The 16115-nt window shown below is 65.2% G+C and carries 15 protein-coding genes and 1 pseudogene; 7 read left to right on the top strand and 9 right to left on the bottom strand.

Annotated elements, in window-relative coordinates; all coding sequences use genetic code 11:
* The 4 genes and pseudogenes from AB4136_RS23275 to AB4136_RS23260 form a co-directional block, all read right to left on the bottom strand.
* Positions 1 to 2123: pseudogene (locus AB4136_RS23275) on the bottom strand (hypothetical protein); the annotation flags it as partial.
* 108 nt (positions 2124 to 2231) lie between these two features.
* A complete protein-coding gene (locus AB4136_RS23270) occupies positions 2232 to 3215 on the bottom strand; it encodes an AraC family transcriptional regulator (protein ID WP_024927221.1) in 984 nt (327 codons plus the stop codon).
* 209 nt (positions 3216 to 3424) lie between these two features.
* Positions 3425 to 3565 (bottom strand): hypothetical protein, encoded by a 141-nt coding sequence (locus AB4136_RS23265; protein ID WP_162531498.1) that lies wholly within the window; start codon positions 3563 to 3565, stop codon positions 3425 to 3427.
* A 292-nt stretch (positions 3566 to 3857) separates the two neighbouring features.
* Positions 3858 to 4556, bottom strand: a complete 699-nt coding sequence (locus AB4136_RS23260; protein WP_024927220.1) for a type 1 glutamine amidotransferase — start codon at positions 4554 to 4556, stop codon at positions 3858 to 3860.
* A gap of 92 nt (positions 4557 to 4648) precedes the next feature.
* Here AB4136_RS23260 and AB4136_RS23255 point away from each other — a divergent pair, with 92 nt between their 5' ends.
* Positions 4649 to 5308 (top strand): hypothetical protein, encoded by a 660-nt coding sequence (locus tag AB4136_RS23255; protein WP_024927219.1) that lies wholly within the window; start codon positions 4649 to 4651, stop codon positions 5306 to 5308.
* 93 nt (positions 5309 to 5401) lie between these two features.
* On the opposite strand, the gene AB4136_RS23250 is transcribed toward AB4136_RS23255, so the two are convergent.
* Both AB4136_RS23250 and AB4136_RS23245 read right to left on the bottom strand, forming a co-directional pair.
* On the bottom strand, positions 5402 to 6847 hold the full coding sequence (locus tag AB4136_RS23250; RefSeq protein ID WP_024927218.1) for an MFS transporter: 1446 nt from the start codon (positions 6845 to 6847) through the stop codon (positions 5402 to 5404).
* Positions 6848 to 6993: 146 nt separating this feature from the next.
* Positions 6994 to 7371, bottom strand: a complete 378-nt coding sequence (locus AB4136_RS23245) for a winged helix-turn-helix transcriptional regulator (protein WP_024927217.1) — start codon at positions 7369 to 7371, stop codon at positions 6994 to 6996.
* Between the two features lie 175 nt (positions 7372 to 7546).
* On the opposite strand from AB4136_RS23245, the gene AB4136_RS23240 reads away from it, so the two are divergent.
* Positions 7547 to 7981, top strand: a complete 435-nt coding sequence (locus tag AB4136_RS23240) for a GFA family protein (RefSeq protein ID WP_024927216.1) — start codon at positions 7547 to 7549, stop codon at positions 7979 to 7981.
* A 3-nt stretch (positions 7982 to 7984) separates the two neighbouring features.
* Here AB4136_RS23240 and AB4136_RS23235 read toward each other — a convergent pair whose 3' ends face one another.
* Positions 7985 to 8380, bottom strand: coding sequence for a GFA family protein (locus tag AB4136_RS23235; RefSeq protein WP_024927215.1), 396 nt, complete (start codon positions 8378 to 8380; stop codon positions 7985 to 7987).
* Positions 8381 to 8571: 191 nt separating this feature from the next.
* On the opposite strand from AB4136_RS23235, the gene AB4136_RS23230 reads away from it, so the two are divergent.
* A complete protein-coding gene (locus tag AB4136_RS23230; protein ID WP_024927214.1) occupies positions 8572 to 9303 on the top strand; it encodes a 16S rRNA (uracil(1498)-N(3))-methyltransferase in 732 nt (243 codons plus the stop codon).
* A gap of 289 nt (positions 9304 to 9592) precedes the next feature.
* Here the strand turns inward: AB4136_RS23230 and AB4136_RS23225 are convergent, their stop codons facing one another.
* Together AB4136_RS23225 and AB4136_RS23220 are read right to left on the bottom strand one after the other, a co-directional pair.
* Complete coding sequence (locus AB4136_RS23225) at positions 9593 to 9970, bottom strand: VOC family protein (protein ID WP_137900258.1); 378 nt, start codon at positions 9968 to 9970, stop codon at positions 9593 to 9595.
* A 194-nt stretch (positions 9971 to 10164) separates the two neighbouring features.
* Complete coding sequence (locus AB4136_RS23220) at positions 10165 to 11082, bottom strand: alpha/beta hydrolase family protein (RefSeq protein ID WP_024927212.1); 918 nt, start codon at positions 11080 to 11082, stop codon at positions 10165 to 10167.
* Between the two features lie 88 nt (positions 11083 to 11170).
* Between AB4136_RS23220 and AB4136_RS23215 the strand changes: the two genes are divergently transcribed.
* The 4 genes from AB4136_RS23215 (at position 11171) to AB4136_RS23200 (ending at position 15993) form a co-directional block, all read left to right on the top strand.
* Entirely contained in the window at positions 11171 to 11770 is a 600-nt protein-coding gene (locus tag AB4136_RS23215) for a TetR/AcrR family transcriptional regulator (RefSeq protein ID WP_024927211.1), read from the top strand.
* A gap of 118 nt (positions 11771 to 11888) precedes the next feature.
* The gene (locus tag AB4136_RS23210) at positions 11889 to 13262 is read left to right on the top strand and encodes a glutamate--cysteine ligase (RefSeq protein ID WP_024927210.1); all 1374 of its coding nucleotides are present in this window, start codon (positions 11889 to 11891) and stop codon (positions 13260 to 13262) included.
* 370 nt (positions 13263 to 13632) lie between these two features.
* On the top strand, positions 13633 to 14565 hold the full coding sequence (locus tag AB4136_RS23205; RefSeq protein ID WP_024927208.1) for a DUF937 domain-containing protein: 933 nt from the start codon (positions 13633 to 13635) through the stop codon (positions 14563 to 14565).
* A 393-nt stretch (positions 14566 to 14958) separates the two neighbouring features.
* Entirely contained in the window at positions 14959 to 15993 is a 1035-nt protein-coding gene (locus AB4136_RS23200) for an aldo/keto reductase (RefSeq protein ID WP_024926357.1), read from the top strand.
* Positions 15994 to 16115 lie beyond the last annotated feature (122 nt).

The following is a 16115-nucleotide window of genomic DNA, read 5'->3' as shown; positions in this document are numbered from 1 at the left end:
GCCGCGCGTATCAGCCGGCTGTCTTCGATCAGCCCCGTCACCGTCGAGACATGCACCTCACCCGACAGGCCATCGAAGGCGGAACGAGCCTGATCGATAGACAGCGATGCGACGGCGCCGATCAGGGGATTGTCCAGGCTCATGCCGTCGAGTGCCGAAGCCGTGGCGATCTGGTTCGGCGTCTGGCCGGCCGAGGCGAAGGCGAGCCCGCTGCGGACGACATCGAGATAGGCGGCGTTCGGATCGTAGGCCAGCGCCGGTGCCAGGAACGGCGAGCCGGCGGCGGCCGAGAGGCCCGCGAAGGTGCCGGCAACGCCGCCACCGGCGGTCAGGATGGTGTAGCGATGGCCAAGCTGCAGCGGGCCTGAAACCGAGACGGTACCGCCGGCAAGCGTCGCCGTGCCGGTCACCGCGATGCGGTCGGACTGACCGGCCGCATTGGTTTCGACCAAGTAGGTCGAGCCCGGATCGAAGGCGATGTTGCTCGCCACGTTCAACGTCCCGATCGAATTGCCAGGCGCGACGGTGCCGGCAACAGTGACGGAGCCGACCTGTCCTCCTCCTTCCAGCCGGCCGGCAGTGCCGACCAGGAGAGTGCCGCCAAGCTTGCTGTCAACGGAAAGCGCGCCGCCCAGAACCACAGTCTCACCGGTGAAAAGGCTTGCGTCGGAGGTGAGCACCGTTCGCCCGGCGAGTACGTTGATCAAGCCATTGCCGACGATCGATTGGGAAAACAGATAGTTCGAGGCGGTGTGGTTGAAATTGATTTCGCCCGTTCCGTCGCCGAACTCGATGCCGAGGGCAGCGTCGACAAACCCCGGTGCCATCGCCGTCTCGCCTTTATCCGCACCGATGTTGAGAACTCCGCTCGAACCGGGCTTAACGGCGATGTCGAGGACGGAAGCCAGGGCAATCCGCCCCCCGTCGGTGACGGTCACCGTACCATTGCCGAAGTTGCCGACGAGCAACGCACTGTTTTGCCAAAGCGAGCCGGCTCCCGTGACGATCGCGGCGCCACCACTGCCCACCGCAACGCCGATGATCGTTTCCTCTCCGGTTGAGCGGACGACGGCGCCGTCCGCGACGGTCAGGCTCCCGGCCCCCCCATAACCGAGGCCAATTCCATGAGCCGTTTCCAGCAGCGATCCGGCACCGGAGACAAAGATCCGGCCGCTTGCCCCATTCTCCGACCCCGAAAAAAGGTAATCCGCCGTGACCTTGCCGCCATTGGTTATCTCCAATTCCCCGGCGCCGGCGAAGCCGAGACCAATGCCCTCGGTGACCGCCCATGCCGAGCCGCTGCCGTCGACCCTGACGAAGCCGGTCGACGTCGATTGCGCGCCAACGACAGCCGTCAGACTGACAGCAACGCCACCATTTTCCAAAGATAGCCGCCCGGTTCCTTGCGAACCGACGAGCAGTTCGTTGTCTGTGAGCCAAGATGAGCCTGCGCCGGTCACAGTCACCTGCCCCAGAGAACCCAGCTGCCGACCAATAGTCGAACTGTTGTTGGTCAAGACTTGACCGGAATCGGCGACGGTAAGGTGTCCTTCGCCGTTTTGACCAATCGTGAGATTGTCTTCGTTGAACCACATCGATCCGGCGCCGCTGACCGTTGCAAAACCAACCCCGCCGGCGAAGTAGCCCAGCACGGCTGCTTCATTTTGCAATCGGGCACCACCTTCGACGGTGAGCGTGCCGACACCCAGTTCGCCCACGTAAAGGCCGTTGTTGACATCAAAGGTCGAATTCGCGCCGCGGACGCGCACCGACCCGTTCGCCCCCGGCAGGCTGCCGATCGCCCCATAGTCGGCGACTTTAAGTTCGCCCTCCGATATCTCCAGAGAACCTTGTGCCAATCGGCCGACAAGCAAACTCTGAATATCGATGGAAGAACCCGGTGCGTTGAAGACGGTGCCGTTGGGCGCCACGACATCGATGGTCACCGGGTCGAGAGCGGTGGGTGCGGCGCCGCCATTCCAATTGGCCCCATCGAACCAATTCGCGGACGTGCTTCCATTCCAGACCGCTTGCGCCACGGCCTGGCCGAGCCAGGCCGCCAACAGGACACAGGTGGCAAAGCCCAGCCGGCCCAGCGGCCATCGCGCGTCAAATCCCCCCATCGGCAGTCGTCTCTCCGCTGAATCGCGATCGATGACGGACGATAATCGCAGCACCGACTGCGCGCTTGGGCTGGCGCGAAGCGAAATCCGGCCTGGGGCGAAGTGCTACTAGCCGTCGTTATTTTCCCGCGCGGCGGCGGCGCGGATCTCGGACGGCGTGGCGCCGTAGCGGCGGCGAAAGACACGATTGAAATAGGAAAGATCGCCGAAGCCCGCATCGAGGGCGATGACGCCGATGGGCAGCTTGTCCAGGCGCGGGTCGGTCAACAGGCGATGGATACGCGCCAGGCGTTGCTCGAGCACGAATTCCGAAAAAGTGGTTCCTTCCGCATCGAACAGCATCTGCAGGTAGCGCGGGCTGATGGATTGCCTGGCCGCGACCTGGCGCACGCCGAGATCGGGACGCGTGAGGTTTTCGGCGATATAGGCGCGGACCGCAGCCAGCCGGGCGGCGCGCAGGCCGCGACGGCGCGCCAGGTCGGCGGTATCGGCATCGGCGCCCAGGGTCAGCGCCACCAGGTCACGAATATGGGTGGCGAACATGAGCCGCGCCTCGGGCGCCGTGCGGTCCAGCGTGAGGCGCAAGGCGGCGACATAGCCGGCAAGCACGGCCAGCGCCTTGCCGCGCCGATCCAACGGGCGCATGACGGCGCCCTCGACATCGCGGACCATAGTCTGCAGCCCCCGCGCCGGCAGCTTCAACTGGGTGAGCGAATAGTTCTGGCTGCAGCGGAAACGGCCGGGGACACCGTTCGCCCAAAGCACCGCGCCGCCCGGTTCAAGCTGCAACTCCCTGCCGCATTGTTGGCCCGTCGCTTGCCCGGCCAGGGACAGGATCAGGATAAGATCGTCGTCGCCATCGGCGACGAGGCCGGGCGGGCGCTCTATGCGCAGGCTGGAGCTGCTGCCCCAGGTGATCGACAGGCCCGGCAAGTGCTGCAACGCCATCCGCGCGTGGAATGGCTCGTCCTGGTTGACGGGGGTGACGTCGCTTTTCAGCACGGCGCGGCTGAACACCTCACGCCAGGCGTCGAGGCGCTTTTGTCCGGGCAGCCGTTCGGACGAGAACTGCAAAAGATGCGCGGCGTTCAACCTTTTCCCCCGGTCGGTCGACGCATGCCGGGCGACGCAAGCGTCGCCGCGAGCCCTGATGACAGGCTCATCCTAGCGCCAGAACAGGCGCGGCGTCGAGTTTCGAGGGTGGGACGGATCGATCCGCGAGCGCCACAAGGTCGCTCGTCGGCAGATGCCGGCGGTTTCGCGCCATTGGAAACCGGTGCGAACGGCAGCTGTCAAAAAGATCAGTGCGAGGCGGAGACCACGCCATAGCCGTCAACGGCGATGTGGTTGTTGGCGGCGTCGGCCGCGTAGATGCCCAGGCCGCATACGACAATGGCGGACAGCATTACAAAGGACAGAAGCGCTGCTTTCACGGACGTCATCTCTGGTTGAGCCTTCTGTATTGTCCTGCGACCGACTGGTTACGAATGTGTTGAAACTCACAGTTCGTCTCAAATTCTCGTCGAATTCGGACGCCTTGCGCGTCTTCTTTGCGGGCCGTGTGACGCTTGTGCCACAGTGGCACAGCGCGCCGGCAAGCCAGCTGCCGCCTTCTAGGAAATGAGCCGGACACAGACCAAGCACGAAAAGCGCCGTCCACAGCGGTTTTCAGCCGGCGTGCCAAATTTGCCACGCGAACGCAACGGAAGGTCGCTTCGACGGGCGGGACTGGAGCTAGATCGTGGCGACCCAGGCGCGTGCGATGGCAAGACCCGACTGGTCGGCCAGCGCGCCGTTGCGCGCGGTCTCGGCCTCCAACCGTTGCGGCCAGTCGGGCCAGCGCGCCGCAACCGTTTCGGCGAAGGCGGTCGACCAGTGGTTGACCACGGCGCGATCCGCCTCGAAATGGAACTGGAAGGCGTAGACGGCGCGGCCGAGGCGGAAGGCCTGGTTTTCGGCAACCATGCTGCCGGCCAGGCGCACGGCGCCCGGCGGCAGCGAGAACGTGTCGTCGTGCCACTGGAAGATCGGGAAAGCCACCGGCATGGCGCCGAGCACCGCATCCGATTTCGCCGCTTCGGTGAGGGTGACACCGCACCAGCCGAATTCGGTGGCGCCGCCAACCTGGTTGGTGCCGCCGAAGGCGCGCGCCAGAAGCTGGCTGCCGAGGCAGATGCCGAGCACGGAACGATCCCTGGCTTCGAAATCGCGGATCAGGTCGAGCAACGCCGGGAAATAGGGATGGGTGTCGTCGGCCAGCGCATTCTGGCCGCCGCCGAACATGACCAGCGCGTCGTGCTGGCTGGCATCGCTGGGCAATTCCTCGCCAAGATAGGGCCGGCGGACATCGAGTTCGGCCTTGGCTTCGGCAAGGGCGGCGCCGACATTGCCGAGGCCGGTGTTCTGATAATTCTCGACGACAAGGACCCGCATGACCATCCTGACAGGAATGAACCCCGCGACGGGGTAACATGGCGGCATCGTGCCGGCCAAGCGCCGGCGGCTGACAGCGAGGGAAAAAGCCTATGCCACTGCAGAACCGGGTCGATCCCTTCGGCGCCATCCATGCCGTGGCCGAGCGCGGACTGTTCACCGGCAACCGCGGCATCATCCACGATCCGGCGACGAAGACGCTCTTGAACAAGCGCTGGGCGCTGCCGGCCTGGATCATTTGCCTCTGCGACTATCAGGGCCGCAAGCGCGAGCCGATGGGGCGCAACCGACCGGGTGGCAAACCGGGCTGGACCGAGCTGTTCTTCCTCGACGAGCCGACCGCGCTCGCCGCCGGGCACCGGCCCTGCTTCTTCTGCCAGCGGGCGCGGGCCAGCGAGTTCCTCGGCCGGTTCGGCCAGGCGTTCGGCATCGCCGAGCCGCGCGCGCCGCAGGTGGATGCGCGCCTGCATAACGAGCGTTTCGCCTCGTCGCGCAAGCCGCTGCCGTCGATCCGGGCCGAAGAAACCGCACAGCTGCCCGATGGCGCGATGGTCGCCATCGGCGGCGTGCCTTTTGCCGTACGCAGCGGCGAATTGCTACGCTGGAGCTTTGCCGGGTACGAAAAGCCGGTCGGCGTCGAGACGGCAACAAGAGGCGGAACGTCGCTCGCGCTGATCACGCCGCCAACGACGATCGCGGTGCTGAAAGCCGGCTTCGCGCCCGTCTGGCACGCGAGCGCGGGGCCGGCTTAGAGTGGATCAGCGCCTCGCCGAGACGACGACCCGCTCTGCTTGTTCGGCGCAATTCCAGACGGAAATCGGCCGCTCACCTTTTTCCGGGATTGTTCAACCCAGGTGGACGACCGAGGTCGCGGCGCCAGCCGGTGCCTTGCCAGGCAGGAACAGCGCAACGAGCACGCCGATCCCCGCCAGGACGGCACAGGCCAGGAAACCGGCCTGGTAGCCCGTGGTCAGGGCGGCGACCGTATCCGATCCGCCACTCCAGGACACAGCGACGGTCGCCACGACCGCGACGCCCAATGCACCGCCGAGCTGGAAGGCCGCGCTGTTGATGCCCGATGCCAGGCCGGAATCGCCCTCGGCGACATCCGACAGGGCGGCAATGGAACCCGACACGACCGCCGCGCCGATGCCGGGGCCGAAGATGACGAGCCCGGGCAATATGTCGATCCAGTAGTTGCCGCCTGCCCTGGCAAGCAACAGGCAGCCCGCTGCCATCAATGCCATGGCGATGACGGCGAGCGGGCGGGCGCCGATGCGGCTCGCGATCGGTCCCGAAGAGTAGGACATGACGATCGCGATAGCGGAATAGATCATCGTGCTGACGCCGACTTGCAACGCCGAATAACCCAGCACTTTCTGCAGATAGAGCGACAGCACCAGGATCATGCCGAAGACGATCATGCCGGCGAGCAGCACGACCAGATTGCCGCCGACCAGGCGCACCGAACGGAAGATGCGCAACGGCACCAAAGGCGAGGCTGAACGTGCCTCGATGACCACAAACAGCAGAAGCAGCAAGGCCGAAGCGCCGAAGGCGGCAAGGGTGTTAACATGGGTCCAACCCAGTTGCGGCACCTCGACGATGGCATAGACAAACGCCATCAGCCCGGCCGTGACGGTGACCGCACCCGCGACGTCGAAGCCGCGGCCATGCGAGGTGTCGCGGCTCTCCTTGAGCAGAAACGGGCTGAACGCCAGCAGGGCGAGGCAGACGGGAACATTGATGAAGAAAACCCACTGCCAGCCCAGCCAGTCGTTGAGCGGACCGCCGACGACAAGTGCCGCCGTGGCGCCGCTCGCGCCCATTGCCGACCAGAAGCCGAGCGCCTTGTTGCGCTCATGCCCTTCCTCGAACGTGGTCATCAGGATCGACAGCGCAGTCGGCGTCATGATCGCCGCGGCGATGCCCTGGAGAATGCGCATCGCAACCAGGAACTCGGGCGCGCGGGCAAGGCCGCAAAGCAGCGAGGCGGCGAGGAACAGGGCTGTGCCGGCGATGAACATGCGCCGCCGGCCGAGCAGGTCCGCCATGCGGCCACCGAGCAGAAGCAGGCCACCCAGCGTCAGCATATAGGCGCTCATCACCCATTGAACGCCGGCAACGGTGAAGCCCAGTTGCCGTTCGATCGACGGCAGCGCCAGAATGACGATCTGCCCGTCCAGGCAGACCATGAAATAGGTTGCGCAGAGCAGCGCCAGCGCTTGCCAGCGCCTCGGGTCGGGCGCGGTGGCCGGCCGCCCGGCGGCGGGATGCTGTTGGTCGGACATGACTGTCTCCTCGAATGGTGCGCGGCCGACTGGCCGATCGCGTCGAGGGGCGGAAATTATGCATGCCGCGCCGACATGCAATTACTGACAATGATGTTAGCGCTGACTGGAATGTAAGCGCCTACCTTGCGGTAAGCGGCTGCCATTCATGCGCGCAGGCGGATCAGCGGACGCGGTTTTTCCGCGACGACGACCGGGTGCAGAACCATGCGGCGCTCCTGCGCCTTGCCCCAGGCCGACATCACGCCGACCGCCTCGTTGAGGGTGCGGCCGACATCCGTCACCGAATATTCGACCTTCTGCACCGCACCGGGAAACACCTGGCGCCAGACCAGGCCATCGGCTTCCATCTCGCGAAGCTGCTGGGCCAGAACCTTTTCGCTGACGCCTGGCAACAGCCGCCGCAAAGCGCCGAACCGGCGCGGCGCAAGCGTGACCTCCCACAGGATCTCCAGCTTCCATTTGCCGCCGATGGCATTCAGCGCGGTAGCGAAACCGCATTCGTCGGTATCGAGACGTTTCATGTTTCCCTCCGCTTCCGAGCCGGGGCGGCACTTACTTCAAAGTGCGTAATTTACCCTCGGTCCGGGGTCGACCTATCACCACGATCAGCTTCAACGAGAGGTACGGGCACAGGCCCGTTGCGGCAAGGCGCAGAAAGCGACCGGCCCGAAACCTCCTGACGGGATGGCGGCAGGAATGGACAGTGTGAAACCAGCGGAACAATCGGCAAAGACCAAAACCAGGACCGCGCAATGCGGCTGCGGCGGGCTCGGCATCACCGTTTCCGGGGAGCCGCGCAGCGTCTACGCCTGTGCCTGCCTGGAATGCCAGCGCGCAACCGGCACCGCCTTTTCCTACCGGGCCGTGTTCGTCGACGAAGCGGTGGTGCAAATTGAAGGGGAGCGGCGCAGCTGGCGGCGAACGGGCGGTCCGGGGCGCTGGGTGGAACAGACCTTCTGCCCGACCTGCGGGGCGCTGGTGTTCATGACCGGCGAGGGCCTGCCGGGCGCGGTCTCGGTTTCGGTCGGCTGCTTTGCCGAACCGGATTTCGCGCCACCGGCGACCTTGTTCCGCGCCCGCCGCAAGCACCACTGGTTCGAACCAGGGCCGGCAACGCGCATCAGCGACTGAGCGCTATTTCAACGTCGCCTGCTCGATCGAGGGCACGTCCGGCAGATCGTAATAATCGCCGGCGGATTCGGGATAGAGCTGGCTTTCCATCCTGAGGCCGGTCGGTCCGTCGATGGTGCCCGCCCACACCGACAGCCGGTCGCTGCCGAATTTGCGCCAGAACAGGTTGGAACCGCAGACCGAACAGAAGCCGCGCTCGGCGATGTCCGACGAGCGGAACCAGGTCAGTGTGTCGCCGGTGATGACGGCTTCGTCGGCGGCGACCTGGGTTGCCGCCACATAGTGGCCGGAGGTCTTGCGGCATTGCACGCAATGACAGGCTACGACCGGACGCCGCTCGCCGCGCAATTCGTAGGCGGTGCCGCCGCACAGGCAGCCGCCGCGCAATATGCCGGTCATGCTCGTCTCTCCTCCGCTTGTGCATCGGCCCGAAAACCGGAATCGGTTTTCGGCAAGCACGATGCGCAAATTCAAAGTGCTCGAGCGTCCGAGACTATGGCCGCCGCGCCCGCCGGGCAGCGGCGAAAGCGACGTCGCGGCGTCGCTGGCGGTGGCTTGACCTTGGGGGCCGGCTGCCGCATTGCTCGGCCATGCGCGCCAACTACAAAATGCAACGGCTGTTCGTGCCCGACGACCTTTCCGCCGGTGCCGAATTCGAGCCCACCCCACAGCAGAGCCATTATCTCATGCATGTGCTGAGGCTTTCCGAAGGCGCGGAAATCCTGGTCTTCAACGGTCGCGACGGCGAATGGACGGCGGCGCTCACGGCGAAGTCGAAGAAGGCGGTGCGGCTGACCGGCAGGGAACTGCAGCGGCCGCAACCGCCACTGCCGGACCTCGTCTACTGCTTCGCGCCGCTGAAGGTCGGCCGGCTCGACTATCTGGTGCAGAAGGCGGTCGAAATGGGCGCCGGCATCCTGCAGCCGGTGATGACCCAGCACACGCAAGGCAAGATCACGGCCGAGCGCATGCAGGCCAATGCCGTCGAGGCGGCCGAGCAATGCGGCATCCTGGCGGTGCCTGAGGTGCGCGAGGCGCAGAAGCTGGAGCGGCTGCTTGGCGACTGGGACAAGGAACGGCGGCTGGTGTTCTGCGACGAGGACGCCTCGACCAACAATCCCCTGCCCGCACTTCAGAAAATTTCGGAAAAAAAGCTGGCGCTGCTGGTCGGCCCCGAGGGCGGCTTCTCCGACGACGAGCGCCGGTTGCTGCGCGCGCTGCCCTTCGTCACCGCCATTCCGCTCGGACCCCGCATCCTGCGCGCCGACACGGCCGCCGTTGCGGCCCTTGCGGTGATGCAGGCGGCGATAGGGGATTGGTAGCTTCTCCTTCTCCCCTTGCGGGAGAAGGTGGCCGAGCCGAAGGCGAGGTCGGATGAGGGGTGCTGGACGGAGTGCGCCGCTCCACATTCGGGAATGGTGTCACGGAAGCCGTTTGCTCAGCCTCATTTCTTGCAACACCCCTCATCCGTCTCGGCGCTAGAGCGCCGATCCACCTTCTCCCACAAGGGGAGAAGGGAAAAGGGGGCCTCAGGCTTCCGGCCTCGACTGAAGCGAAGTCGTTGACGGCCCCATGAGAGGCCGAAAGAGCCGATCGCCCGCGCGACCCGCCTCAGATCACCTGGCCGACATCGATGCGGTTTCCGTCCGGGTCCTCGAACACGAAAGCCCGCAAGCCGTAGTCCTTGTCCTGCAGGCTCTTGATGATCCTCACCCCGTGCTGCTTGCAAACGGCGTGGAGAGCGTCAACGTCGTCGACCAGCAGATGGGCGACATTGAAAACAGCAGCCTTGTGGGTTGGCTGCAGGGTCAGATGCAGTTCCCCCTGATCGCGCTCCAGGATCATGAAACCGACGGGATTGCCGTTCTCGAAGGTCTTCGTGAACCCGAGGACCCTGGTGTAAAAATCGAGCGCCCTGCCGATGTCCTTTACGGGCACCATGGGAGCAATGCGTCCGAAGCGGACGCCGTGATCGGCGATATCGTTCATCGTGGAACCTCTGCTTGCGAAGCCGCTTCCACACTCCGGACGGTGCCGGTCGATGCAGCGCGCTTCGTTGTCTGGATCAGCAGGACGGTGCCCACGAAACGCAATCTATCCTGCCGCGGCCTTCAGGAAAACAGGCATCGAAGACACTCCGTTCTTTTTCTCCCGCAACGGTGCAGGGCAGCGGCAAACAGGCCTCAATCTCCGACGACCTCCTTGTCCGGCCAGGGATTGATGCCGTCGCGCAGCCACAACAGCGTATCCAGCCAGAAGCCATTGGCGTGGCGGCTGTGGAACAGGCTGAAATGGCCGACCGCATCCTGGCCGAGATCGGCCGGGTCAAGCAGCACCTGTGTGCGCTGCGCGCCGCGATAACGCTCGAGCACGGCGCGGATCGCCGGCACGGTGGCGATCGCGTCGTCGGACAGGGTGACCGCAAGGATCGGCGCCGTCACCGCATCGAAGCGCCTGAGGATCATTTCACGCTCCGCTTCCGGATAATTGTCTTCGAGGCGCGACCGGCGGAAACTCCATTCATAGGCGACGCCGGCCGGCAGATCCTCCAGCCAGCCGAGCCGACGGCCGGGGAAATAGCCGCACAGTACGGTGAGCGCCGGCATGGCGACATGCCATTTCAGGAAAAGTCGCGTGCGGTGCGCCGGCGCGTAGTGACGCCAGCAACCGAACTGGCCGCCGACCGAGAGCAGGCGACGAATATTCGAGGCGCCGCGCGCCAGCCCCGGCAAGGCGCCGCCGACGCTGTGGCCGACAACGAAGACGGGTGCCGAGGCGTCCCGCGCCCGCACCCAGGCCAGCGCCGCCTCGAAATCCTTCTCACCCCAATCGCGCCAGCGATAGGCACAGCCGCCGAGGCTCGCCGGACGCGAGGCGCCGATGCCGCGATAATCGTAGGTGACGACATCGAAGCCGTGGGCGGCGAGAAAGCGGGCGTAATGATGATAGTAACGGGCGAGCACGCCGGTGGCCGGATTGACAATGACGGTGCCGGCCGGCGCCCCGCGCACCCTTTGCCAAAAATGACCGCCTAGAACGACGCCGTCGGCGCAGGCGATCTCCAGCGGCCGGGCTTCCTGGACGGGCGCGATGATGGACATTGCCGATCCTTTCGGGACGCGAAATACGTGGATCCTGCATAGACCGGAGCGGCTTGTTGTTACACTCACTAGTCGGTATACATCGACCATGAAACCGACCGCCAACACCACCCGCGAGCGCATCGTCGCCGCCGCATCCAAACTGTTCTACGGCCAGGGCATTCGCGCCGTCTCGGTCGATGCCGTGGCCGAGAAGGCCGGACTGACCAAGCGCACGCTCTATTACCATTTCGCCAGCAAGGACGACCTCATCGCCGCCTATCTGGAGCGGCGCGACCAGCCCAATCTCGGGCTGTTCAGGCACTGGTTCACCGAGAGCGAGGGCCAACTCGCCGACAAGGTCGCCGCGATCTTCCAGCATCTGGCGGCGGCGGCGCGGCGCCCGGCCTGGAAGGGCTGCGGCTTCCTGCGCACCGCCGCCGAACTCGCCGACATGCCGGGCCACCCGGCGATCCGCATCGGCATTGCCCACAAGAAGAACTTCGAAGCCTGGCTGAAGACGGTTTTCGAGGCCGAGGGCATCGAAGCCGCGGAACAGACGGCGCGGCAGGTGCTGCTGCTACTCGACGGTTCCTTCGCCACCGTGCTTTTGAACCGCGACCCCTCCTATATGGAGACCGCCGGCATGGCCGCCGCCTCGCTGGTGCGGGCTGCGCAAGGGCCGGTCCTGGCGCCTGCCGGGCCATGAATCGCGGCCGATCAAATCCTGTTGACGATTGGCTCAGGATTTTTTGCTTGCTCCCCTACTGACATTTCGTTCATTCAAGCCGCGCGGCGATCCTGCGATCAAAGCCAGAAAGGGCGACATGGCACGCGACACCACCGATTCACAGCCCATCGAGGGTCTTGGCGAACTCGCCGCCTACCTTGCCAAGGGCAACAAGCCGCGCGCCGACTGGCGCATCGGCACCGAGCACGAAAAGTTCCCCTTCTATGTCGATGGCCACGCGCCTGTGCCTTATGGCGGCGAGCGCGGCATCCGCGCCATCCTGGAAGGCATGCAGACCAAGCTCGGCTGGGATCCGATCCTGGACGAGGGCCGCATCATCGGCCTGGTCGAGCCGACCGGACAGGGCGCCATCAGCCTGGAGCCGGGCGGCCAGTTCGAGCTTTCCGGCGCGCCGCTGGAGACGATCCACCAGACTTGTCGCGAGGGCAACGCGCATCTGGCGCAAGTGCGCGAGATCGCCGAGCCGATGGGCATCCGTTTCCTCGGCCTTGGCGGCAGTCCGAAATGGACGCTGGCCGAAACGCCGAAAATGCCGAAATCGCGCTATGACATCATGACCCGCTACATGCCCAAGGTCGGCACCAAGGGCCTGGACATGATGTACCGCACCTGCACGATCCAGGTGAATCTCGACTTCGAGAGCGAGGCGGACATGCGCCGCAAGATGCAGGTGTCGCTGAAGCTGCAGCCGCTGTCGACGGCGCTGTTCGCCAATTCGCCCTTCACCGAAGGACGGCCGAACGGGCTGCAGAGCTGGCGCGGCGACATCTGGCGCGACACCGACAACCAGCGCTCGGGCCTGCTCGAATTCTGCTTCTCGCCCGAATTCGGCTTTGCCGACTATGTCGAATGGGCGCTCGACGTGCCAATGTATTTCGTCATCCGCGACGGCCGCTACCACGACATGACGCACATCACCTTCCGCCAGTTCATGGCGGGGGCGGCGCGCAAGGAAGTGCCGGACGGCATGCCGACCATGGGCGACTGGGCGAACCACCTGTCGACCCTGTTCCCGGATGTGCGCCTGAAGCGGTTCCTGGAAATGCGCGGCGCCGATGGTGGGCCATGGCGGCGCATCTGCGCGCTGCCGGCCTTCTGGGTCGGCCTGCTCTATGACGGCGCCGCGCTCGACGCCGCCGAGGCGCTGACGCGCGACTGGAGCTATGCGGAAGTCAAGGCGATGCGCGACGCCGTGCCCGAGCAAGGCATCGGCGCGCCGTTCCGCTCTACGACGCTGCGAGAGGTGGCGCGAGAGGTGCTGGCGATCTCCCGGCAGGGCCTGAAGAACCGCAACAAGTTGAATCGCGACGGCTTCGACGAAACCTCGTTCCTGTCGACGCTGGACGAAGTGGTGGCGCGCGGCACCACCAGCGCCGAAGAGATGCTTTCGGCCTACCACACGCGCTGGGGCGGCTCGATCGAGCCGGCTTTCCTGGAGTATGCGTACTGAAGCAAGGCGCCCTTATCTCCCCCTTGCGGGGGAGAATGGATTTTCACGATCTTAGCCGGAGCAGGCCGAAGGCCGTCGCGAGGCTAAGTCGTAGAAAATCCAAGAGAGGGGATTTTCAGCCGAGAGGCCACTTGCTCTCTCGAATGGGGGAAGCCGAAATCCAGTTCGGCGAGGATTGGGGTGGAAATCCCCTCTCTTGCGATTTCTAGCACTTAGACTGCGCCGCCCTGCGGGCGTGCTCGCTAAGATGCTGAAATCGCTTTCTCCCCCGCAAGGGGGGAGATAACGGTGCGGCGGCAAAAGTCCACTTCAACCGGCGGTTAAAACGAACTACGCTCCGCAACGGCGAATGGCCGCCGCGGAGGACCCCATGCTCAATCTGTTCGACATGCTCAACCAGTCGCAGAACGGCAACGGCATGGAGGCGCTGGCGCGCCAGTTCAATCTGAGCCAGCAGCAGACACAGGCGGCGGTGGAGGCGCTGTTGCCGGCTTTCAGCCAGGGGCTGAAGCGCAACACGGCGGACCCGTATGGGGTCGGCAATTTCATGAGCGCCATGGCCACCGGCCAATATGGCCAGTATTTCGACAATGCCGCGCAGGCCTTCTCGCCGCAGGGCGTGCAGCAAGGCAACGATGTGCTGGGGCAGTTGTTCGGCTCCAAGGACCTGTCGCGCGCGGTGGCGGCGCAGGCGGCGCAGGCCAGCGGCGTCGGCCAGCAGGTGCTGCAGCAGATGCTTCCCGTGCTGGCGTCGATGGTGATGGGCGGGCTGTTCAAGCAGACCACCAACCAGATGCAGGCCGGCGGCTTCAGCGGTGGTGGCGGCATCAGCGGCAACCCGCTCGGCCAGATCATCGAGGAGATGATGCGGCAAGGTGGCGGAATGGGCGGCGGCATGATGGGTGGCCAGCCGCAGCAGCGGCAGGCGCCGCAGAGTCAAAATCCGTTCGGCAACAATCCGCTGGGCGACAATCCGCTCGGCAAGGTGCTGCAGGACATGTTCGGCGGCGGCGCGCCGCAGCAGGCGCCGCAGCAGCCGCAACCGCAGAACCCGTTTGGCGACAACAATCCCTGGGGCAAGATCCTGCAGGACATGCTGGGTGGCGGGCAGCCGATTGGGACCCCCGATCCAGCCCCGCAACGCGCGCCGGAACCCGAGCCGAACCCGAGCGGGCGGCCGCGCAATCCCTATGACGACATCTTCGGCAAGATGTTCGACACCGGCCGCCAGCAACGCGACGACTACCAGCAGGGCGTGGAAACGATCTTCGACCAGTTCCTGAAAGGGATGAACCGGCGGTAGGCGAGCGGCGCGGCGCCCTTATCTCCCCCCTTGTGGGGGAGAAAGCGATTTCAGCATCTTAGCGAGCACGCCCGCAGGGCGGCGCAGCTAAGTGCTAGAAATCGCAAGAGAGGGGATTTTCAGCCCAATCCTCGCCGAGCTGAATTTCGACTTCGCCATTCGAGGGAGCAAGTGGCCCCTCAGCTGAAAATCCCCTCTCTTGGATTTTCTACGACTTAGCCTCGCGACGGCCTTTGGCCTGCTCCGGCTAAGATCGTGAAAATCCATTCTCCCCCGCAAGGGGGGAGATAGAGTGTTGTGAACTCACCTCACAAATCCTGTGCCTTTCGCCACGCTGGTTCATGAAATGACGGGCCTCTATCTAGCCATCATCGACAGATGGAGAGACATTTCATGGAATACCGCAATCTCGGCAAATCCGGCCTCAGGGTTCCCGTCCTGAGTTTTGGAGCCGGCACTTTCGCCGGCGCCGGCCCGCTGTTCAGCGCCTGGGGCAACACCGGCGTCGAGGAAGCCCGCCGGCTGGTCGACATCTGCCTGGAGGCCGGCGTCAATCTGTTCGACACCGCCGACGTCTATTCCGACGGCGCCTCCGAAACGGTGCTTGGCGAGGCGATCAAGGGACGGCGCAACGAGGTGCTGATCTCGACCAAGGCCAGCCTGCCTCTGGGCGACGGCCCCAATCAATGGGGTTCGTCGCGTTCCCGGCTGATCGAAGCGGTGGACCAGGCCCTTGGCCGGCTGGGCACCGACCATATCGACATCTTCCAGCTGCATGCCTTCGACGCGCATACCCCGGTCGAGGAGGTGCTTGCCACGCTGGACGGCTTGGTTCGCGCCGGCAAGCTGCGTTATGTCGGCGTCTCCAACTTCTCCGGCTGGCAGATCATGAAATCGCTGGCTGTCGCCGAGCGCCATGGCTGGCCACGTTATGTCGCCAACCAGGTCTATTATTCGCTGCTCGGCCGCGACTATGAATGGGACCTGATGCCGTTGGGCGAGGACCAGGGCCTCGGCGCGCTGGTGTGGAGCCCGCTGGGCTGGGGCCGGCTGACCGGCAAGATCGGCCGCGGCAATCCCATTCCGGCAGGCAGCCGCCTGCACCAGACCGCGGAGTTCGGGCCGCCGGTGGAGGACGAGCATCTCTACCGCGTCGTCGACGCCCTCGAAGCGGTCGCCGGGGAAACCGGCAAAAGCGTGCCGCAGATCGCCATCAACTGGCTGCTGCAGCGGCCGACGGTTTCGTCCGTCATCATCGGGGCGCGCAACGAGGAGCAACTGCGCCAGAACCTCGGCGCCGTCGGCTGGTCGCTGACGCCCGAACAGGTGGCGACGCTCGATGCGGCCAGCACGGTGACGGCGCCCTACCCGCATTTCCCCTACCACCGCCAGGAAGGTTTCGCCCGGCTCAACCCGCCGGTGGTGTGAAACTCCAGATGCGAAACTCCCCTTCTCCCCTTGCGGGAGAAGGTGGCTCGGCGCAAAGCGCCGAGACGGATGAGGGGGTGAGAAACGGTCCGCGTAGCGGACGAAAAGCCAATTGCTTGGCT

The organism is Mesorhizobium sp. 2RAF21 (assembly GCF_052115345.1).
In the GTDB taxonomy this organism is placed as follows: Bacteria; Pseudomonadota; Alphaproteobacteria; order Rhizobiales; family Rhizobiaceae; genus Mesorhizobium; species Mesorhizobium terrae.
The sequence above is the reverse complement of the archived record's forward strand: the minus strand, read 5'-3'. Positions and strand labels throughout refer to the sequence as shown.